At 67.3% G+C, this 20,155-nt stretch carries 21 protein-coding genes and 1 tRNA gene; 11 read left to right on the top strand and 11 right to left on the bottom strand.

Annotation, left to right across the window (positions count from 1 at the left end; translation table 11 throughout):
* Positions 1–269: LysR family transcriptional regulator (locus tag F3J14_RS10560; protein ID WP_166722917.1), on the bottom strand; the 269-nt coding region annotated here is incomplete at its 3' end.
* A gap of 135 nt (positions 270–404) precedes the next feature.
* Between F3J14_RS10560 and ilvD the strand changes: the two genes are divergently transcribed.
* Together ilvD and F3J14_RS10550 are read left to right on the top strand one after the other, a co-directional pair.
* Positions 405–2,078, top strand: coding sequence for a dihydroxy-acid dehydratase (gene ilvD, locus F3J14_RS10555; RefSeq protein WP_166722916.1), 1,674 nt, complete (start codon positions 405–407; stop codon positions 2,076–2,078).
* 125 nt (positions 2,079–2,203) lie between these two features.
* Positions 2,204–2,533, top strand: coding sequence for a c-type cytochrome (locus tag F3J14_RS10550; protein ID WP_166722915.1), 330 nt, complete (start codon positions 2,204–2,206; stop codon positions 2,531–2,533).
* Positions 2,534–2,658: 125 nt separating this feature from the next.
* Here F3J14_RS10550 and F3J14_RS10545 read toward each other — a convergent pair whose 3' ends face one another.
* Genes F3J14_RS10545 through F3J14_RS10535 form a run of 3 tightly spaced genes read right to left on the bottom strand, consistent with a single transcriptional unit; the run spans position 2,659 to position 5,336 of the window.
* Positions 2,659–3,348 (bottom strand): DUF2486 family protein, encoded by a 690-nt coding sequence (locus tag F3J14_RS10545; RefSeq protein WP_166722914.1) that lies wholly within the window; start codon positions 3,346–3,348, stop codon positions 2,659–2,661.
* Between the two features lie 25 nt (positions 3,349–3,373).
* Entirely contained in the window at positions 3,374–3,790 is a 417-nt protein-coding gene (locus F3J14_RS10540) for a DNA polymerase III subunit chi (protein WP_006750016.1), read from the bottom strand.
* Positions 3,791–3,824: 34 nt separating this feature from the next.
* Positions 3,825–5,336 carry a leucyl aminopeptidase gene (locus tag F3J14_RS10535; RefSeq protein WP_166722913.1) on the bottom strand — a complete coding sequence of 504 codons (1,512 nt, stop codon included), beginning with the start codon at positions 5,334–5,336 and terminating at the stop codon, positions 3,825–3,827.
* A 122-nt stretch (positions 5,337–5,458) separates the two neighbouring features.
* Between F3J14_RS10535 and lptF the strand changes: the two genes are divergently transcribed.
* From lptF to F3J14_RS10520, 3 genes are read left to right on the top strand one after another with little or no spacing between them, the layout of a single operon-like run.
* Positions 5,459–6,550, top strand: coding sequence for an LPS export ABC transporter permease LptF (gene lptF, locus F3J14_RS10530; protein WP_166722912.1), 1,092 nt, complete (start codon positions 5,459–5,461; stop codon positions 6,548–6,550).
* Positions 6,551–6,553: 3 nt separating this feature from the next.
* Positions 6,554–7,702 (top strand): LPS export ABC transporter permease LptG, encoded by a 1,149-nt coding sequence (gene lptG, locus F3J14_RS10525; RefSeq protein WP_166722911.1) that lies wholly within the window; start codon positions 6,554–6,556, stop codon positions 7,700–7,702.
* Positions 7,703–7,727: 25 nt separating this feature from the next.
* Positions 7,728–8,111, top strand: coding sequence for a CbiX/SirB N-terminal domain-containing protein (locus tag F3J14_RS10520; protein ID WP_166722910.1), 384 nt, complete (start codon positions 7,728–7,730; stop codon positions 8,109–8,111).
* A gap of 104 nt (positions 8,112–8,215) precedes the next feature.
* Here the strand turns inward: F3J14_RS10520 and cobA are convergent, their stop codons facing one another.
* The 6 genes from cobA to F3J14_RS10490 form a co-directional block, all read right to left on the bottom strand.
* On the bottom strand, positions 8,216–8,965 hold the full coding sequence (gene cobA, locus F3J14_RS10515; RefSeq protein WP_166722909.1) for a uroporphyrinogen-III C-methyltransferase: 750 nt from the start codon (positions 8,963–8,965) through the stop codon (positions 8,216–8,218).
* A 79-nt stretch (positions 8,966–9,044) separates the two neighbouring features.
* Entirely contained in the window at positions 9,045–10,361 is a 1,317-nt protein-coding gene (locus tag F3J14_RS10510) for a sulfate adenylyltransferase subunit 1 (protein ID WP_166722908.1), read from the bottom strand.
* A gap of 22 nt (positions 10,362–10,383) precedes the next feature.
* On the bottom strand, positions 10,384–11,346 hold the full coding sequence (gene cysD, locus F3J14_RS10505; RefSeq protein ID WP_126228343.1) for a sulfate adenylyltransferase subunit CysD: 963 nt from the start codon (positions 11,344–11,346) through the stop codon (positions 10,384–10,386).
* A 75-nt stretch (positions 11,347–11,421) separates the two neighbouring features.
* Positions 11,422–12,165 (bottom strand): phosphoadenylyl-sulfate reductase, encoded by a 744-nt coding sequence (locus F3J14_RS10500; RefSeq protein WP_166722907.1) that lies wholly within the window; start codon positions 12,163–12,165, stop codon positions 11,422–11,424.
* On the bottom strand, positions 12,162–12,710 hold the full coding sequence (locus F3J14_RS10495; protein ID WP_166722906.1) for a DUF934 domain-containing protein: 549 nt from the start codon (positions 12,708–12,710) through the stop codon (positions 12,162–12,164). The genes F3J14_RS10500 and F3J14_RS10495 overlap by 4 nt, the downstream gene beginning before the upstream one ends.
* 25 nt (positions 12,711–12,735) lie before the next feature.
* Entirely contained in the window at positions 12,736–14,415 is a 1,680-nt protein-coding gene (locus F3J14_RS10490; RefSeq protein ID WP_166722905.1) for a nitrite/sulfite reductase, read from the bottom strand.
* 219 nt (positions 14,416–14,634) lie between these two features.
* Between F3J14_RS10490 and F3J14_RS10485 the strand changes: the two genes are divergently transcribed.
* The 4 genes from F3J14_RS10485 to F3J14_RS10470 all read left to right on the top strand — a co-directional run bounded on the left by F3J14_RS10485 (position 14,635) and on the right by F3J14_RS10470 (position 17,380).
* Entirely contained in the window at positions 14,635–15,576 is a 942-nt protein-coding gene (locus tag F3J14_RS10485; protein WP_166722904.1) for a CysB family HTH-type transcriptional regulator, read from the top strand.
* Positions 15,577–15,727: 151 nt separating this feature from the next.
* Positions 15,728–16,885 (top strand): ABC transporter substrate-binding protein, encoded by a 1,158-nt coding sequence (locus F3J14_RS10480; protein ID WP_166722903.1) that lies wholly within the window; start codon positions 15,728–15,730, stop codon positions 16,883–16,885.
* A 97-nt stretch (positions 16,886–16,982) separates the two neighbouring features.
* Positions 16,983–17,067, top strand: a tRNA-Leu gene (locus tag F3J14_RS10475).
* A gap of 145 nt (positions 17,068–17,212) precedes the next feature.
* Positions 17,213–17,380, top strand: coding sequence for a hypothetical protein (locus F3J14_RS10470; protein WP_166722902.1), 168 nt, complete (start codon positions 17,213–17,215; stop codon positions 17,378–17,380).
* A gap of 24 nt (positions 17,381–17,404) precedes the next feature.
* On the opposite strand, the gene F3J14_RS10465 is transcribed toward F3J14_RS10470, so the two are convergent.
* The gene (locus F3J14_RS10465; protein ID WP_166722901.1) at positions 17,405–18,307 is read right to left on the bottom strand and encodes a LysR family transcriptional regulator; all 903 of its coding nucleotides are present in this window, start codon (positions 18,305–18,307) and stop codon (positions 17,405–17,407) included.
* A gap of 117 nt (positions 18,308–18,424) precedes the next feature.
* Between F3J14_RS10465 and F3J14_RS10460 the strand changes: the two genes are divergently transcribed.
* Complete coding sequence (locus F3J14_RS10460) at positions 18,425–19,162, top strand: SDR family oxidoreductase (protein WP_166722900.1); 738 nt, start codon at positions 18,425–18,427, stop codon at positions 19,160–19,162.
* A 76-nt stretch (positions 19,163–19,238) separates the two neighbouring features.
* Positions 19,239–20,138 carry an SDR family oxidoreductase gene (locus F3J14_RS10455; protein ID WP_166722899.1) on the top strand — a complete coding sequence of 300 codons (900 nt, stop codon included), beginning with the start codon at positions 19,239–19,241 and terminating at the stop codon, positions 20,136–20,138.
* Positions 20,139–20,155: the final 17 nt, after the last annotated feature.

Genomic DNA, 20,155 nt, shown 5'->3' with positions numbered 1-20,155 from the left:
AGGCGCCGCGCGAGCGGCGGCAGCGCGTCGGCCGATGCGAGCAGCCGGCGCACGTCGGGCAGCAGTGCAGCGCCGACCGCCGTCAGCGCGACCGAGCGCTTGGTACGCACGAACAGCGCGACGCCGAGCGCCTCCTCGAGCGCCCGGATCGCCTGCGACAGCGGCGGCTGCGTCATCGACAGGCGCTCGGCCGCGCGGCCGAAATGGCGCTCGTCGGCAACGGTCACGAAATAGCGCCACTGGCGCAGGTCGGGCGTCGGCTCAGCCATGCTTCACTCATTCGCAAAACGACTTAATAAGCGACAAATAATATATTGGACATCCCAAACCGGAAACTCCATTCTTGATTGATCCGAACCGGCGCGCCGTTCGCGAGCGTCGCCAACACAACGATGGAGTCCCCCATGCCGTACAACCGTCGCTCGAAGCACATCACGCAAGGCGTGGCCCGTTCGCCGAACCGCTCGATGTATTACGCCCTCGGCTACCAGAAGGACGATTTCGACAAGCCGATGATCGGCATCGCGAACGGCCACTCGACGATCACGCCGTGCAACTCGGGCCTGCAGCGGCTGTCGGACGCGGCCGTCGCGGCGATCAAGGCGGCCGACGCGAACCCGCAGATCTTCGGCACGCCGACGATCTCGGACGGCATGTCGATGGGCACCGAGGGGATGAAGTACTCGCTGGTGTCGCGCGAAGTGATCGCCGACTGCATCGAGACCTGCGTACAGGGCCAGTGGATGGACGGCGTGGTGGTGGTCGGCGGCTGCGACAAGAACATGCCGGGCGGGATGATCGCGCTCGCGCGCCTGAACGTGCCGGGCATCTACGTGTACGGCGGCACGATCCGCCCCGGCCACTGGAAGGGCCGCGACCTGACGATCGTGTCGTCGTTCGAGGCGGTCGGCGAGTTCACCGCCGGCCGGATGTCGCAGGAGGATTTCGAAGGGGTCGAGAAGAACGCGTGCCCGACGTCGGGGTCGTGCGGCGGGATGTACACGGCGAACACCATGAGCTCGTCGTTCGAGGCGCTCGGCATGTCGCTGATGTACTCGTCGACGATGGCGAACCCCGACCAGGAGAAGGTCGATTCGGCCGCCGAATCGGCGCGCGTGCTGGTCGAGGCCGTGAAGCGCGACCTGAAGCCGCGCGACATCATCACGAAGGCATCGATCGAGAACGCGGTGTCGCTGATCATGGCCACCGGCGGCTCGACCAACGCGGTGCTGCACTATCTCGCGATCGCGCACGCGGCCGAGATCGACTGGACGATCGACGACTTCGAGCGCATCCGCAAGCGCGTGCCGGTGCTCTGCGACCTGAAGCCGTCGGGTCAGTACGTCGCGACCGATCTTCACCAGGCGGGCGGCATCCCGCAGGTGCTGCGCATCCTGCTCGATGCGGGGCTGTTGCACGGCGACTGCATGACGATCACCGGCCGCACGATCGCCGAGGAACTGAAGGACGTGCCGGGCGTGCCGCGCGCGGACCAGCAGGTGATCTTCCCGATCGATCGCGCGCTGTACAAGGAAGGCCATCTCGCGATCCTGAAGGGCAACCTCGCGGAAGACGGCGCGGTCGCGAAGATCACGGGCCTGAAGAACCCGGTGATCACGGGCCCGGCGCGCGTGTTCGACGACGAGCAAAGCGCGATGGACGCGATCCTCGGCGACCGAATCCGCGCGGGCGACGTGCTGGTGCTGCGCTATCTCGGCCCGCAGGGCGGCCCCGGCATGCCGGAAATGCTCGCGCCGACGTCGGCGATCATCGGCAAGGGGCTCGGCGAATCGGTCGGCTTCATCACGGACGGCCGCTTCTCGGGCGGCACCTGGGGGATGGTGGTCGGCCACGTCGCGCCCGAGGCGTTCGTCGGCGGCACGATCGCGCTGGTGCAGGAAGGCGATTCGATCACGATCGATGCGCACCGGCTGGTGCTGCAGCTGAACGTCGACGACGCGGAGCTCGCGCGCCGCCGCGCCGCGTGGAAGCAGCCGGCGCCGCGCTACACGCGCGGCGTGCTCGCCAAGTATGCCGCCCTCGCCCGGCCGGCGAATCAGGGCGCCGTCACCGGCTGATGCGGCGCGCGGGGCATGCGACCCCATTTCGGACGGCCGCTGGGGAAACGCGCAAAACGCGTTTCCCCTTTGCTTTTATAATGCGCGGACCGTGAAGCCGGCCGTCCCCGCCGGCGGAGAACCGCATGAAACAGACGATATTGCGCGCGCTGCTCGCGGCGCTGCTGACCGGCAGCGCGGCGGCCGCGCACGCCGACCTGGCCGGCGACGGGCTCACGCTCGCGCAGCGCAAGAACTGCGTGGCCTGCCATGCGGTCAGCAAGCCGCTGATGGGCCCGCCGTTCCACGACATCGCCGGGAAGTACGCGGCGCGCGCCGACGCGGTCGATTACCTCGCGCAATCGATCGTAAAGGGCAGTATCGGGGTGTGGGGCAGCGTGCCGATGCCCGCCAATACGCAGCTGACGAGCGCCGAAGCGCACACGCTCGCGCAGTGGGTGCTGTCGCTGCATTGAACCGGATGAACGGGCGCACGCGTGCCGGGCACCACCTCGCTCTCATTCACATAACCGGCTCGGCGATTATCATCGACGAGGAACGGAACCGCACTCGCGTTCCCGTGCACGAAACGCTCGTGCACTCAACCTGAACGACCGGTCCGGCGGCGGGCGATCTCTTCGTCGACCGCGTCGCGAACCCACTCCATCACTTCGGTTTCGAGCGCCAGCGCCACCTCGCGCGTGATCTGGCCGACCAGCCAGGCCGTATGGTCGTGCAGCGCGTCGCGGCAGCGGGCCTCGATGGCCTCGCGCCCTTCCCCGGTCAGATAATTCGTCAGCCGATTGCGCAGACGCTCGGCGATATGCTGCGCGTCCTCCGGCGTCAACGCGACGACCGCATGCGTGTCCGGCTGCGCCGCGCCGGCGAGATGATCGGTAGCCAGCCCGTCGGCAGCCGGCGCGACCCCGTGCGGCAGCATCGCTTCGTCGGCCTCCGCGGGCGCCGCGGCAAAGCCGGGCTGCTGCGCATCGTCGGCGGCCAGCGCGGAGCGCAGCGGCGCCTGCATCCCGGCCGATTCCTCGGCAACCACGCGCCCGGCGGCACCGGGTAGCGCCGGTGCGTCACTGTCGCCCGGCAGTTCGACGGTCGGGACGTGCGGCGTCGGCACCGGCTCGACCACCACGGATTCGGGGTCGGTTCCGGCGTGTTCCGGCACGGCGGTATCGTCGCGCGGCGGCGCATCGGCCGCGGAAGAACGCGCCGGCACCGGCTTGCCCGGCACCAGCACGTCGGTCAGCGTCGGGATCGAAGAGGATTCGGCTTGTGTCACGGGAAGGCTCCGTCGACGGTTGCGGCTAGCTGCCCTGCTTGTAGTTGTTCAGCGCGTATCCGCGATCGCGGTAGAAGCGATAGCGGTCGCGGCCCGCGGCCAGTTCGTCCGGCGCGTTGCCGACCACCTCGAGCAGGCGCTCGAAGCGGGCGAACTGCGCGGGCACAGCCGCGCCGAGGTTCAGCAGCACATGATAATGCGGCGCCTGGTCGAGATCGGCGGCCAGCACGATCGGCGTGCCGGCCGCGTGCGCGCTGTCGACGCCGCAATGCGGGATGAAATCGAGCGGCGAGAACGTCCAGAGCCGCTCGTCGAGCGCGCGCAGGCGCGCGGGTTCCGCGAGCACGACGACCGGCTGCCCGGCCTGATAGGCCTTGCGCAGCAGCCGGCATGCGTACGCGAGCGAATCGCCGACGTTCGAATGGAAATCGATTCGCGTCATTGCTCGCGCACCCGCATCGTCGTGAGACCTGCCATCACTGGCCGGCGCGGTCGATCAGGAACTGCGCGAGCAGCGGCACCGGACGGCCGGTCGCGCCCTTCGCCGCGCCGCCCTTCCAGGCGGTGCCGGCGATGTCCAGGTGCGCCCACGGATAGCTGTCGGTGAAGCGCGACAGGAAGCACGCCGCCGTCACGGCACCGGCCGGACGCCCGCCGATGTTCGCGATGTCCGCGAAGTTCGACTTCAGCTGATCCTGGTACTCGTCGTCGAGCGGCATGCGCCACGCCGGATCGTTCGCTTCGCGCGATGCGTCGAGCAGTTCGCCCGCCAGCGCGTCGTCCTTCGAGAACAGGCCGCTGTTGTGGGCGCCAAGCGCGATCACGCACGCGCCCGTCAGCGTCGCCACGTCGATCACCGCGGCCGGCTTGAAGCGCTCCGCATAGGTCAGCGCGTCGCACAGGATCAGACGGCCCTCGGCGTCGGTGTTCAGCACCTCGATCGTCAGCCCCTTCATGCTGGTGACGATGTCGCCCGGCTTCGTCGCGTTGCCGCCCGGCATGTTCTCGCAGGTCGGCACGATCGCGACGACGTTGATCTTCAGGCCCATTTCGGCGACCGCACGCATCGTGCCGAGCACCGAACCGGCGCCGCACATGTCGTACTTCATCTCGTCCATGCCCTCGCCCGGCTTCAGCGAAATGCCGCCCGTGTCGAACGTGATGCCCTTGCCGACCAGCACGACCGGCGCGGCCTTCGCGGCAGCGCCCTGGTAGTGCAGCACGATGAACTGCGGCGGCTCGACCGACGCGCGCGCGACCGACAGGAACGAGCCCATGTTGAGCGCCTGGATCTGCTTCAGGCCGAGCACCTCGGCCTTCAGACCCCAATCCTTCGCGATCTTCTTCGCGGTGTTGCCGAGATAGGTCGGCGTGCACACGTTGCCGGGCAGGTTGCCCAGGTCGCGCGTGAGATCCATCCCGTTCGCCAGCGCGACGGCCTGCTTGACCGCCAGCTTCGCCGCCTTTTCATCGACCGGATCGACGCTGAACACGACGCGCTTGAGCGTCTGCGATGCCGGTTCCGGCTTGCTCTTCATCTGCGTGAAGCGGTAGGTCTCGTTGCGCAGCGCGAGAATCGCCGCGCGCACGCCCCAGTCGGAGCTGCGCTCGTCGACCGGCAGCTGCGCGAGCGTGAACGTGACCTGGACGATCTTGGTCGCCAGCAGCGCGCGCCATGCGGCCGTCACCGCGTCGTTGTAGGCTTTCTGGTTGAAAGCATCCTGCTTGCCGAGGCCGACGAGCAGCACGCGCGATGCACCGATGCCCGATACTTCGTGCAGGAACAGCGTCTTGCCGCGCTTGCCGTCCATGTCGCCGGCCTTCACCACGCGCGAGATCAGCCCCTTGGTGGCCGTGTCGATGTCGAGCGCCGCGCCCGACAGGGTTTGCGCCTCGAAGATGCCGAGCACGATGCAATCGGACTTCCCCGTCAGGAACCCCTTGGCCTCGCCTTTGCTCCAATCACAGCCTTTTATGCTAAAGTCCATCGCGCTTGTCCTCGGATAAAATCTGGGCTAAGGATGAAAGCCGCAATTATCCGCTATTTTTCCCGTGGCGGCGCGAGCGCTCCACCACGCGTGCGCAGCCTCCCGCCCTCTTCTCATCAAGAATGATCTTCGAACGCTCCCTCCAGCGCGAGCTTGCGTATACGGCTGGCGCCGTGTTCATGGTGCTGCTCACGATCATGCTCACGACGATGATGATCCGCATCGTCGGCTATGCCGCGTCCGGTGAAATCGATCCGCGGGACGTGCTCGTGCTGATCGGCCTGACCGTGATCGGCTATCTCGCCGTAATGCTCGTCGTCACGCTGTTCGTGTCGATCCTGTTCGTGCTGACCCGGTGGTACCGGGACTCCGAAATGGTGGTCTGGCTCGCGTCCGGCGTCAGCCTCACGCGCCTGATCAAGCCGATCGGCGTGTTCGCCACGCCGATCATCCTGCTGATCGCGTTCTTCGCGTTCGTCGGCTGGCCGTGGTCGAACCAGCAGAGCAAGATGATCAAGGCGCGCTTCCAGCAGCGCGACGAGATCTCGCTGCTCGCGCCCGGCCAGTTCCGCGAATCGGCGTCGAACCACCGCGTGTTCTTCATCGAGAAGATGTCGCCGGACCAGAGCAAGGTGCAGAACGTGTTCGTCACGTCGACCGAGAACGGCAAGGTCAATATCGTCGTATCGCACACGGGCCACACGGAAACGAAGGACGGCGATCGTTTCGTCGTGCTGGAAGATGGCCGCCGCTACGACGGCACGCCCGGCCAGCCGAACTTCAAGATCATGGAGTTCCAGCGCTACGGCGTGAAGATCACGAGCACCCCGGTCACCAACGTGCCGACCACCAACAGCACGCCCACGCCGGACCTGCTGCGCAACCCGACGCGCGACAACCTCGCGGAATTCGCATGGCGTGCGGGCTTGCCGCTGATCGCGATCAACCTGATGGTACTCGGCATCCCGCTGTCGTACCAGAACCCGCGCCGCAGCCGCACGATCAACCTCGTGATGGCCGTGCTGATCTACCTCACGTACTCGAACCTGCTGAACGTCGTGCAGGCGCAGATCGAGCAGGGCAAGATGTCGTTCGGCGTCGGCCTGGTCGGCCTGCATGTGGTCGTCGCGGCGATCGTCGCGCTTATCTTCTGGTTGCGCGTGCGCAATCGTCCGCTGTTGACACGCGCGCTGTTCGGCCGCTCGGGAGCATGATCGATGCGGCTCTATGAAAAATACTTCGCGCGGCAGATCTACGTCACGTTCGTCTTCATCCTGTTCGCGTTCTCGGGCCTGTTCTTCTTCTTCGACCTGATCAGCGAACTGAACTCGGTCGGGCACGGCAACTACAAGTTCGGCTATGCGGTGCTGCGCGTCGCGCTGCAAACCCCGTCGCGCTTCTACGAGATCATCCCGGTCGCCGCATTGATCAGCGCGATCTACGTGTTCGCGCAAATGGCCGCGAACTCGGAATTCACGATCTTCCGCGTGTCGGGCCTCGCGACCAACCAGGCGCTGCGCTCGCTGCTGAAGATCGGCATTCCGCTCGTGATCATCACCTACATGATCGGCGAATTCGTCGGCCCGTACGCCGACCAGCTGTCCGAACGCGTGCGGTTGCAGGCGCTCGGCGCGTCGGTGTCGTCGAACTTCCAGTCGGGCGTGTGGGTGAAGGACACGCTCGCGGCCCGCGAGAACGGCGAACAGGTCACGCGCTTCGTCAACGTCGGCAACCTGTCGCCCGATTCGACGATCAGCAACGTGCGCATCTACGAGTTCGACTCCAAATTCCAGCTGCAGAACGTGCGGATCGCGCAGACGGGCCGCTACGAGCCGCCCGGCCACTGGCTGCTCACGGGCGTCACGGAAACCGAACTGACGCCGATCAAGCCGATCAGCGGCGCACCGGCCGACGCGCTGAACCCCGTGTACCGGTCGCAGCAGGTGACGCTGCCGGAATACCGGCTGCGCTCGGACCTGACGCCGCAGATCCTGTCGGTGCTGCTCGTGTCGCCGGAGCGGATGTCGATCATCAACCTGTTCCGCTACATCCAGCACTTGCGCGAGAATCAGCAGGACACGCAGCGCTACGACATCGCGCTGTGGCGCAAGCTGCTCTACCCGTTCGCGGTGTTCGTGATGCTCGTGCTGTCGCTGCCGTTCGCGTACCTGCATACGCGCGCCGGCGTGGTCGGCGTGAAGGTGTTCGGCGGCATCATGCTCGGCATGAGCTTCCAGCTGCTCAACACGCTGTTCTCGCACATCGGCACGCTGAACACGTGGCCCGCGCCGCTGACCGCGGCGACGCCGGGTCTCATCTATCTCGCGCTCGGCCTGTTCGCGCTCAAGTGGGTCGACCGGCACTGAGCGCCGTCACGACGGAGGCTTCGACATGAGTTCGCACGGCATCGTCCTGTTCGGCCACGGCGCACGCGATCCGCGCTGGGCCGAGCCGTTCGAGCGGCTGGCCGCGCGGCTGCGCGGCAGCGGCGCACCCGCGCCGCACGTGTCGCTCGCGTTCCTCGAACTGATGACGCCTTCGCTCGACACAGCCGTCGCCGCGCAGGTCGCGGCCGGCTGCACGCGCATCACCGTGGTGCCCGTGTTCTTCGGCCAGGGTGGCCATGTCCGTCGCGACCTGCCGCAGCTCGTCGACGCCTGCCGGGCCGCCCATCCTAATGTCGAGATCCGTTGCGCGACGGCGGTCGGCGAAGACGACGGCGTGCTCGATGCCATCGCACGCTACTGCATCGACCAGATCGGCCGCAACGCGTAGCCGGATCAACGGCACCAACAAAAAAGCGCCGGCTTCCGCCAGCGCTCTTTTGAATCACCCACCGCGAAGCCGAGCGGCTGCCGCATGGGAACCGCTACATCGACTCAAGCCGCATTGCGCAACGCATCGCCCGCTTTCGCGGGTCGCACGCGTTCGGCGAATGCATCGCCGATCATCAACAGGCTCGGTTCCGCCGGATCGAGCCACGCCTGCGCGTCGCCCGCCGCCATCTGCGCGAGCGTCAGCGTCAGCGTGCGTTCGCGCACGGTGCTGCATGCCTCGACGATCGCCACCGGCGTCGCGGGCGCACGGCCCGCGTCGATCAACTCCTGCGCGATACCGGGCGCGCTGTCGCGGCCCATGTAGTAGACGATCGAATCGGCGCGCGCCGCCTCGCGAATCTCGTCGCTGCCGGGTGCGCGGCTGTGCGTCGCGAACGCGACGCTGCGCGACACGCCGCGCAACGTCAGCGAGCGCTTCAGCGTCGCCGCGCCGGCCAGCGCCGCGGTGATGCCCGGCACGACCTCGTAGTCGATGCCGGCCGCCTCGAGCGCACGCATTTCCTCTTCGGCGCGACCGAACAGCATCGGGTCGCCGCCCTTCAGCCGCACGACGCATGCATGCTCGCGCGCCGCATCGACGATCTGCTTGTTGATGAAGTGCTGCGCGGTCGAACGCTGCCCGCAGCGCTTGCCGACCGCGATCTTGCGCGCGTTCGGCGCGTAGTCGAGCATCGCCGGCTCGACGAGCGCGTCGTGCAGCACGACGTCGGCTCGCTCGAGCAGCCGCGCGCCGCGCACCGTGATGAGGTCCGCGGCGCCCGGCCCTGCTCCGATCAGATACACCTTGCCCATGTTTGTCGCTTCGCTTCGGTTCCTGTCCGTGCGGACGGCAGCCGGCACGCGCCGCCACGAGGGCGGCGCGCAATGCCGGTTACGCCGAGAACGCCCGGATCATGCCGGCGGCGACCGTGTGGTGCGTCGCCTCGTCGATGAGCACGAATGCGCCCGTGCCCGGATGTGCATCGTACGTGTCGCAGACGATCGGCTTCTGCAGCGTCAGCGCGACGCGGCCGATGTCGTTCATCTTCAGTTCCTGGCGGTCGGTCGCTTGCGACAGCGTATGCACGTCGAGCACTTCCTTGACCGCGCCGATCTTCGCGAACACCGTGCTCGTGGTCTGCTTCAGCAGATACTTGCGCTGCGGCGACAGCGGCGTCTCGTCGAACCAGCACAGGTCGGCCTCGAGCTTCTTCGCCGGCTCGACCGGCTCGGCGGTCGTGACGAACATGTCGCCGCGCGACACGTCGACATCCTCCTCGAGGCGAATCGTCACCGTCTGGCCCGCGAATGCGTGCGCGACCGACGCGGTGCCGCCCGGCACCGGCGCGACGATCTCGGCGACCGTCGCGGTGCGATTCGACGGCAGCACGACGATTTCGTCGCCGACCTTCACCTCGCCCGATTCGATCCGGCCCATGTAGCCGCGGAAATCGTCGGCCGAGCTGCCGTCCTGGCGTGCGACCCACTGCACCGGGAAGCGCAGCGCGTCATGCGCCTGCGTCTCGACCGGCAGCGACTCGAGCACGTCGAGCAGCGGCTCGCCCGCGTACCACGGCATGCGTTCGCTCGCGCCGACGATGTTGTCGCCCTTCAGCGCCGACACCGGCACGAACCGCACGTCGGTCAGGCCGAGTTGCTTCGCGAGCGTGACGTATGCGTCGCGGATCTCGTTGAAGCGCGCTTCGCTGTAGTCGACCAGGTCCATCTTGTTGATCGCGACGATCACGTGCTGCAGCGCGAGCAGCTTCACGATCGCGCTGTGACGCTTCGTTTGCGGCAGCAGTTGCGCAACGCCGTTCTCGAGCGTCACGCGCGTCGCGTCGACCAGGATGATCGCCGCATGCGCGGTCGATGCGCCCGTCACCATGTTGCGCGTGTACTGCTCGTGGCCCGGCGTGTCGGCGATGATGAACTTGCGCTTCGCGGTCGCGAAATAGCGGTACGCGACGTCGATCGTGATGCCCTGCTCGCGCTCGGCTTCGAGCCCGTCCGTCAGCAGCGCGAGGTCGAGCTCGTCGCCGACGGTGCGCTTGTTCTTCGCGCGCGACAGCGCGGACAGCTGGTCGGACAGCACGGCCTTGCTGTCGTACAGCAGGCGGCCGATCAGCGTGCTCTTGCCGTCGTCGACGCTGCCCGCGGTGATGAAGCGCAGCACGCCGAGGTCTTCGGTGTTCTCGATGATGCTCATGATTTGAATGTCCTCGTGTGCTTCAGAAATAACCTTGCTTCTTGCGCTGTTCCATCGCGGCTTCGGAGGCCTGGTCGTCCATCCGGGTCGCGCCGCGTTCGGTGATCTCGGTCACGGCCGTCTCGGCGATGATCTTCTCGACGTCGTCCGCATCGCTCGCCACCGGGCACGTGCAGCTGATGTCGCCGACCGTGCGGAAGCGCACCTGCGCGATCTCGCTCGTCTCGCCGTCACGCATCGGCGTGAGCGGCGTGACGGGCACGAGCAGCCCGTTGCGGCGCACGATCTCGCGCTCGTGCGCGTAGTAGATCGACGGCAGTTCGAGGTTCTCGCGGGCGATGTACTGCCACACGTCGAGCTCGGTCCAGTTGGAAATCGGGAACACGCGCAGGTGCTCGCCCTTGTGCAGGCGTGCGTTGTACAGGCTCCACAGTTCCGGGCGCTGCGCCTTCGGATCCCACTGGCCGAATTCGTCGCGGAACGAGAAGATCCGCTCCTTCGCGCGCGCCTTCTCTTCGTCGCGGCGTGCGCCGCCGATCAGCGCGGTGTAGCCGTGCTGTTCGATCGTCTCGAGCAGCGTGACGGCCTGCGCGGCATTGCGCGAATCGGTTTCGCGGCGCAGCACGACCGTGCCGCGCTTGATCGAATCCTCGACGTGGCCGACCACCAGCTCGGCGCCCAGTTCTTGCGCACGGCGATCGCGGAAGTCGATCACTTCCTCGTAGTTGTGGCCCGTGTCGATGTGCACCAGCGGGAACGGCAGCGTGGTCTTGCGGTTCGCGCCGAGGCCGAATGCCTTCAGCGCGAGGTGCAGCACGACGACCGAATCCTTGCCGCCCGAGAACAACAGCGCCGGCTTGCTGCACTCGGCGACCAGCTCGCGCAGGATGTGGATCGACTCGGCTTCGAGCCAGTCGAGGTGGCCCATGCGGTTGTCGGCACCGGTGGGCGGGGCAAAGGCGGATTGCTCGAGCGTCGTGCTCATGATTTCAGTCCTTCTCTTCTGGGTTCGTGCCGCCCGCTGTCGCAGGCGGCGCAATATTCGGTTTCTTGTCGGCTGTCAGTGCGCGGCGCCAGCTTCGGCGTTCGCGGGAATCGGCGTGATCGTGATGTGCAGCCCGCATTCCTTCGTGTCGCGCGACTCCCACCACCAGCGGCCCGCCCGGCTGTCCTCGCCGGGACGGATCGCCCGCGTACAGGGCTCGCAGCCGATGCTCGGGTAGCCGCGCGCATGCAGCGGGTTGACCGGCACGTCGAACGCCTTCAGGTACGCCCACACGTCGGCTTCCGTCCAGTCGGCGAGCGGGTTGTACTTCGCGATCCCGCGCGCTTCGTCCTGTTCTTCCTCGTGCAGCTCCGCACGCGTGACCGACTGCTCGCGACGCTGGCCCGTGACCCACGCGCCGACGTCGGCCAGCGCACGGTTCAGCGGTTCGACCTTGCGGATGTGGCAGCACGACTTGCGCAGCTCGACGCTTTCGTAGAACGCGTTCAGGCCGTGCTCGGCGACGTACTGGTCGACCGCGTCCTGCTGCGGGTGAAACTGCTCGATCTCGTAGCCATAACGCTCGCGCACGCGGTCGATCATGCCCAGCGTTTCCGCATGCAGGCGGCCGGTGTTCAGCGAGAAAATGCCGATCGACGCGCCCTTCGACAGGATCGCGTGCGTGAGCAGCATGTCTTCCGCGGCAAGGCTGCTCGCGAACTTCACCTTCTCGTGCCGGGCGCCGATCTGCGCGAGCAGCGCGTCGAGGCGCTCGACCTTCGCGGCGAGTTCCGGCGTCAGTGCGTTCGCGCTGCTCATGCGCTCACCTTCGCGTCGGGTGTCGCTGCGTCGGCGCGGCGGCGGAACAGCGGCGCCGGCTCGTCGAACGCGCCCTGGTAACGCTGCGTGAATTCCGCGAACGCGTTCAGCGCGTCGTGGATGTCCTTGTCGGCACGCACCGCGAACGCGTCGAAGCCGCAACGCGACATGTACAGCAACTGGTCGCGCAGCACGTCACCGATCGCGCGCAGCTCGCCGGTCCAGCCGTGGCGCTCGCGCAGCAGGCGGCCGATGCTGTAGCCGCGGCCGTCCGCGAAGCGCGGGAATTCGACGGCGATCAGCGAGATCGCGCCGAAGTCGGCCACGAGATCGGCCGGCTCGCTGTCGGGCGCGAGCCACACGCCGAGTTCGTCCTTCGTCTTCGCGGCGACGAGCGCCGCGCGCTCGGCCTGCCACAGGGTGAACGGCACCAGCACCTTGCCGGCCGGCAACGCGTCGACCGCCGGCAGCGCACCGTCTTCCGCCGCGCGCACGACCTGCCATGCGTCGTCGATCACTGCGCGGTTCTTGATAATCGAAGCCATCTGCAAATTCCTTCTAGCCGGTTGGTTACGCGTTCACTGCCTGGCGCGCCGCATACACGCGCTCCTTGAACGGCGCGATGCCGATGCGGTCGTACGTGTCGATGAAGCGCTCGCCGTCGGTGCGCGCCTCGACGAACGTGTCGATCAGCTTCGCGATCACGTCCGGCACTTCTTCCGCCGAGAACGACGGCCCAATCACGCGGCCGAGGCGCGCGCCGTTGCGGCCCGTGCCCTGCTCGCCGCCGAGCGACACCTGGTACCACTCGGCACCGTCCTTGTCGACGCCGAGGATGCCGATGTTACCCACGTGATGATGACCGCACGAGTTCATGCAACCGGAAATATTCAGCGACAGGTCGCCGAGGTCGTACACGTAGTCCAGATCGTCGAAACGCTGCTGGATCGCCAGCGCGATCGGGATCGACTTCGCGTTCGCGAGCGAGCAGAAGTCACCGCCCGGGCACGCGATGATGTCGGTCAGCAGGCCGACGTTCGGCGTCGCGAAGCCGGCCGCCTTCGCCTTTTCCCACAGCGCGAACAGGTCGCGCTTCTTCACGTTCGCGAGAATCAGGTTCTGCTCGTGCGACACGCGCAGTTCGCCGAACGAGTACGCGTCGGCCCAGTCGGCCACCAGGTCCATCTGCGCGTCGGTCGCGTCGCCCGGGGCCACGCGGTGATCCTTCAGCGACAGCGTGACGGCGGCATAGCCCGGCACCTTGTGCGGCGCGACGTTGCGCTCGACCCAGCGCGCGAATGCCTTGTTCTCGAGCAGGTGCTGTTCGAACGATGCGTCGGTGTCGGCGAGCTTCTCGTAGACGGGCGGCAGGAAGGACTGCGACACGCGGTCGAGCTCGGCCTGCGTGAGCGTCGACGGGCCGTCCTTCAGGTGCTGCCACTCTTCCTCCACCTGCTGCGCGAACTTCGCGGGCGACAGCGCCTTCACGAGGATCTTGATCCGCGCCTTGTACAGGTTGTCGCGGCGACCGTAGCGGTTGTACACGCGCAGCACAGCTTCGCAGTAGGTGAGCAGGTGCTGCCACGGCAGGTCTTCCTTGATCACCGCGCCGACGATCGGCGTGCGGCCGAGGCCGCCGCCCGCGAGGATGCTCGCGACCACCTCGCCCTGCGCGTTCTTCTTCAGGTACACGCCGAGGTCGTGGATCTGCACGGCCGCGCGGTCGTCCTTCGAGCCGGACACCGCGATCTTGAACTTGCGCGGCAGCCATGCGAATTCGGGATGGAACGTCGACCACTGGCGCAGGATCTCGGCCCACGGACGCGGATCGATCTCCTCGTCCTGCGCGACACCGGCGAACTGGTCGGCCGTGATGTTGCGGATGCAGTTGCCCGACGTCTGGATCGCGTGCATCTGCACCGATGCGAGCTTCGCGAGGATCTCCGGCGTTTGTTCCAGCTCGACCCAGTTGAACTGGATGTTCGAGCGGGTCGAGAAGTGGCCGTAGCCGCGGTCGTGTTCGCGGGCGATGCGCGCCAGCATGCGGAGCTGGTCGCTGCGCAGGTTGCCGTACGGAATCGCGATGCGGTGCATGTACGCGTGGCGCTGCATGTACAGGCCGTTCTGCAGGCGCAACGGACGGAACTCGTCTTCGCTCAACTCGCCCGACAGGCGGCGGCGCACCTGATCGCGGTACTGTGCGACTCGCTCGTCGACGATCGTCTGGTCGTACTGGTCGTACTGATACATTCGGGGACCCCAGGGTTTTCGTGGTGACCGCGCGACGTCCTAGCCACGTCGCGCCCGAATCTCCGTTCCGCCGCCACCGCCGGCGGCCTTCCGCTGCCCGGCTGGATTGCTAATGACGAAAACAGATATCCATATTTGAAAAACTCCGGTGAATCGTAATAAACTCGCCTTATATTTCAAACGACTAAAAAATTCTGTTGATATGCGAAAGGGTTATAAATGAACCTGCACCAATTTCGCTTCGTGCGCGAGGCCGTCCGGCAGAATTTCAACCTCACCGAGGCCGCCAAGGCGCTCTACACGTCGCAACCGGGGGTTTCGAAGGCGATCATCGAGCTCGAGGACGAGCTTGGTGTGGAGATCTTCACGCGGCACGGCAAGCGCGTGCGCTCGCTTACCGAGCCGGGCAGGATCATCCTCGCGTCGGTCGAGCGGATCCTGCAGGAAGTTGAAAGCCTTAAAAGGGTCGGAAAAGATTATGCGGCGCAGGATCAGGGCAACCTGACGATCGCCGCCACCCACACGCAGGCCCGCTACTCGCTGCCGGCCGCAATCGCCGAGTTCAAGAAGCGCTTCCCGAAGGTGCACCTGTCGATCCTGCAGGGCAGCCCGACGCAGGTGGCCGAGATGGTGATCCACGACCAGGCCGATCTCGCGATCGCGACCGAGGCGATCGCCGACTACAAGGAACTCGTGTCGCTGCCCTGCTTCCAGTGGCATCACGCGGCCGTGGTGCCGGCCGACCACCCGCTGCTCGAACGCAAGCCGATCACGCTGGACGATCTCGCGCAGTACCCGCTGATCACGTACGACGATGCGTTCGCGGGCCGCAAGAAGATCAACCATGCGTTCGCGCTGCGCGGGCTGTCGCCGGACATCGTGCTCGAGGCGATCGACGCCGACGTGATCAAGACCTATGTCGAGCTCGGCCTCGGCGTCGGGATCATGGCCGACATCGCGTTCAACCCGGAGCGCGACCGCAACCTCCGGTTGATTCCGGTCGGCCACCTGTTCGGCAGCAACGTGACGCGCGTCGCGCTCAAGCACGGCGCCTACCTGCGCAGTTATGTGTATACGCTCGTCGAGCTGCTGTCGCCGACGCTGAACCGCAAGCTGATCGAGCAGGCGCTCAAGGGCGAAGCCGACTCGTACGAGCTTTGACCAGCGCCCCCGACCTGTCGCTGCGCGCCAGGCGCCCCGCAGGGATCAAGAACACCTTGGGGCGGCCGGCATTTTCTTGAAGCGACGTGTACGTGTATAACCACAGGGGCGCATATCGCGCCCCTTTTTGTTGCCCGACGGAGATTCCCGCATGACGCTTCCCGCCCTGTTGCGCCGCGCCGCCGGCGCCGCCCTCGTGCTCGGCTGCACGGCCGCGCATGCCGACCTGAAGGTCGGCGTCGACCTGTCGTCGACCGGCCCGGCCGCCGCGATCGGCATCACCAGCAAGAACGCGATCCTGATGTGGCCGAAGACGATCGCCGGGCAGCCGGTGCAGGTGACGGTGCTCGACGACGCGTCGGACCCGGGCACCGCCGTGCGCAACATCCGCAAGCTGGTCGACGAGGATCACGTCGACGTCGTGGTCGGGCCGAACATCACGCCGGCCGCGCTCGCGGCGCTCGACGCGGTGGCGGCCGCCCAGACGCCGATGATCACGCTGGTCGGCTCCGGCGCGATCGTCGAGCCGCAGGAAGGCGCGCGGACCTGGGCGTTCAAGATGGCGCAGAGCGACAGCGCGATGGCCGACGTGATGACGCGCTACATGGCCAATCACGGCGTGAAGACCGTCGGCTTCATCGGCTTCGCGGACAGCTATGGCGACAGCTGGCTGAATGAATTCACGCGCTTCGCGCAAGTGCGCAAGATTCGCGTGATCGCGACCGAGCGCTTCAACCGCACCGACGCGAGCGTCACCGGCCAGGCGCTGAAGCTGATCGCGGCGAAGCCCGATGCGATCCTGGTCGCGGGCTCGGGCACGCCGGCCGTGCTGCCGCAACGCACGCTGATCGAGCGCGGCTACAAGGGCGCGATCTATCAGACGCACGGGATCGCGACGCCGGAATTCATCAAGCTCGGCGGCAAGGACGTCGACGGGACGCTGTTCCCGACGCAGCCGGTCGTCGTCGCGCGCACGTTGCCCGCCGATCATCCGGCGCGCAAGGCCGCGCTGGCATTCGTCGACACCTATGAAGCGAAATACGGCGCCGGCACGGTCACGCAGTTCGCGGGCGACGCGGCGGGCGTGTACCCGCGCCTGGCGGACGCGGTCGGCCGCGCGCTGAAAACCGCGCAGCCGGGCACGCCGGCTTTCCGCGCGGCGCTGCGACGCGAACTCGAACGCGCGAACGAACTCGTCGTGCCGAACGGCGTCGTCAATACCAGCGACAAGGATCACGTCGGGCTCGATCAGCGCGCAAGCGTGATGGGAATCGTGAAGCATGGCCAGTTCGTCTACCTGAGCCAGTAACGCGCGAATGGCTCGCCGCGCGGCTTGCCCCGCGCCCCGTTTTCCGCCATAATCCGCAGTCCGCCGCGCGCAACTGCAGCGCGGCCAGGATCAAAAAGCCCAGGTGGTGAAATTGGTAGACGCAGGGGACTCAAAATCCCCCGCCGCAAGGCGTGCCGGTTCGATTCCGGCCCTGGGCACCAGCATTTCGCAGCGTCATGCGCTGCACTCGAAACCCGCGCAAGCTCGTTGCTTCGCGGGTTTTTTGTTTTTCGGCCGTACGCCGCAACGCGTGCCGCCCTCCGGGGGTCCAAGCATCGTGATGAATGCGCGGCACGGAGGCAGGCCATGTCGATGCGCAGGAGGTCATCCGCGCTCTGCCGCGGCGCGCTCGCGGCGGTGCTCGCACTCGCGCTCGGCGGATGCGACGTGCTGACCGCACCGCCCGTGCCAGACTGGCCGGGGCCGCATGCGCCCTATCCCTTCCCCGACAACGTCCCGCATCGCACCGAATGACCGGCCGCCTTGCGCCGTAGACGCTCAGCCCGTCAACTCCCGCACGAAGTCGAGAAACACGCGCACCTTTGCGGAAACGAGATTCGACGCATGGTGATACGCGTACAGCGGAAATGTCTCATCCGCCCATTCCGGCAGCAGCTGCACCAGCCGCCCTTCCGCAAGGATGTCCCTCGCATAGAGTTCCAGCAGCTGCGCGACACCCTCGCCGCCGACGCATGCGCCCAATAGCGCCCCCGTATCGTTGACCGTCAGCCGGCCGGTGGCGTCGAACGGCACCACCTCGTCGCCGCGATGGAATTCCCATCCGTACGGCCTGCCCGTCACCGGATCGCGAATCAGCACGCAGCGGTGGCCGTCAGCGAGATCCCGCGGGTGCCGCGGCTCGCCGTGACGCGCGACGTAAGCCGCCGACGCACAGGTCAGCACGTGCGTCTCCAGCAGCAGCCGCGCACGGTATGACGACGGCTCCGGAATGCCGAAACGCACCGCCACGTCGAACCCGTCGGCGACGAGGTCGCCCATCCGGTCGCGCACGCTGATCTCGACGGACAGCTCGGGGAAGCGGTCGAGGAATTCGGCCATCCTCGGCGCCAGCACGTAGTGGCCAAAGGTGCCGTCCACGTTGACCCGCAGCCGTCCCCTGACGCGCGCCCGGGAACGGCCGGCGTCGACCGCCGCCTCCTCGATGCCGGCCAGCAGCGGCGCGACCGTCTCGTAGAAGCGCCGCCCTTCGTCGGTCAACGTGATCGCGCGCGCCGTCCGGTTGAAGATCCGGATGCCGACGCGCTCTTCCAGCCGCGCGACCGCGCGGCTCACCGCCGGCTGCGTCAACCCCATCGCCTCGCCCGCGCGCGCGAAGGTACCGGCTTCGATCACCGCCGAGAGCACACCGATACCGCTGAGGAGCCTGCTGTCGAATGCCATGAGACATACTTTTAGTCATTCCTGATCTGATCATTATTCATTATTTTTATTGACCGAGGAAGCCTACATTAGTCCTGTCGCCGGATCGCCCGGCCCTCACGAACCAAGGAGCAGGACATGAACGCATCGAAACAGGTCGCCCTCGTCACGGGCTCATCGCGCGGCATCGGCGCGGAAATTGCTCGCCGCCTCGCCCGGGACGGCTTCCGGGTCGTCGTGAACTACGCCGGTGGCGCCGGCCCGGCGCGCGAAGTGGTCGACGCGATCGCCGCCGACGGCGGCGAGGCCATCGCGGTACAGGCGGACATCGCCGACCCGGCGGCGGTGGCCGCGCTGTTCGATGCGGCCGAGCAGGCATTCGGGCGCATCGACGTGGTCGTCAACAGCGCGGGCGTCATGAAGCTCGGGGCGATCGCCGACTACGACGACACCACGTTCGACCAGACCGTCGCGATCAACCTCAAAGGCACCTTCAACGTCAGCCGCGAGGCGGCAAAGCGCGTGCGCAGCGGCGGCCGCATCGTCAACCTGTCGTCGACGATGGTCGGCGTGCGTCTGCCCACCTACGGCGTGTACGTCGCGACCAAGGCAGCCGTCGAGGGACTGACGCAGGTCCTCGCGCAGGAAATGCGCGGCCGCGGCATCAGCGTGAACGCCGTCGCGCCGGGGCCGGTCGCGACCGAGCTGTTCCTCGAGGGCAAGAGCCCCGAGCAGGTGGATCGCCTGGCGAAGATGAACCCGCTCGAGCGGCTGGGCCAGCCCGCGGACATCGCCAGCGTCGTCGCGTTCCTCGCCGGCCCCGACGGCGCGTGGGTCAACGGCCAGATCCTGCGCGCCAACGGCGGCATGTGCTGACCGACGCAGGAACCGCGCACACCACACAAGGGCCGCCCGCCGTGGCCCGCCCCCACCCGCTTGCAGGAGATCGATCATGAAGGAAGTCATTCTCGTCACGGGCGCGTCCAGCGGCTTCGGCCTGCTGACGGCCCAGGCACTCGCCCGCGCCGGCCATACGGTCTACGCGTCGATGCGCGAGAGCGCCGGCCGCAATGCGCCGCGCGTCGTCGCCATCGCCGACTACGCACGCGAGCACGGCGTCGACCTGCGCACCATCGAACTCGACGTCGGCGACGACGCATCCGTCGCCGCCGCGATCGAGCGCGTGATCGCGGACAACGGCCGCCTCGACGTCGTCGTCCACAATGCCGGCCACATGGTGTTCGGCCCGGCGGAAGCGTTCACGCCCGATCAGCTGGCGCAGCTCTACGACATCAACGTCGTGTCGACCCAGCGCGTGAACCGGGCCGTGCTGCCGCACCTGCGCAGCCGGGGCCGCGGCCTGCTGGTGTGGGTGTCGTCCTCGTCGGCGCGCGGCGGGACGCCGCCGTTCCTCGCACCCTACTTCGCCGCGAAGGCCGCGATGGATTCGCTCGCGGTGTCCTATGCGGCCGAGCTCACGCGCTGGGGCATCGAAACATCGATCGTCGTGCCGGGCGCGTTCACCCACGGCACGAATCACTTCGCGCACGCGGGCAAGCCGGCCGACACGGCGGTGCAGGCCGCATACGACGACGGCCCCTACGCGAGGGTCGCCGAGCAGGCATTGCAAGGCCTCGCCGCACTCGAGCCCGCGGACGCCGATGCCGCCACCGTCGCGACGGCGATCGTCGACATCGTCGCCGCGCCGTCTGGCAAGCGCCCGTACCGCGTGTTCGTCGATCCGTCGCAGGACGGCGCGGAGGAAGTGTTCCGTGTCGGCGATCGCATTCGCCGCGAGATGTTCCGCAACATCGGACTCGCCGACCTGCTCGCGCCCCGCGTCGGCAGCTGATCGCGCCGCGCGCCGGG

Source organism: Burkholderia sp. Tr-862 (assembly GCF_011753085.1).
GTDB lineage: Bacteria > Pseudomonadota > Gammaproteobacteria > Burkholderiales > Burkholderiaceae > Burkholderia > Burkholderia ambifaria.
This window is presented reverse-complemented; position numbering and strand designations above follow the sequence as displayed.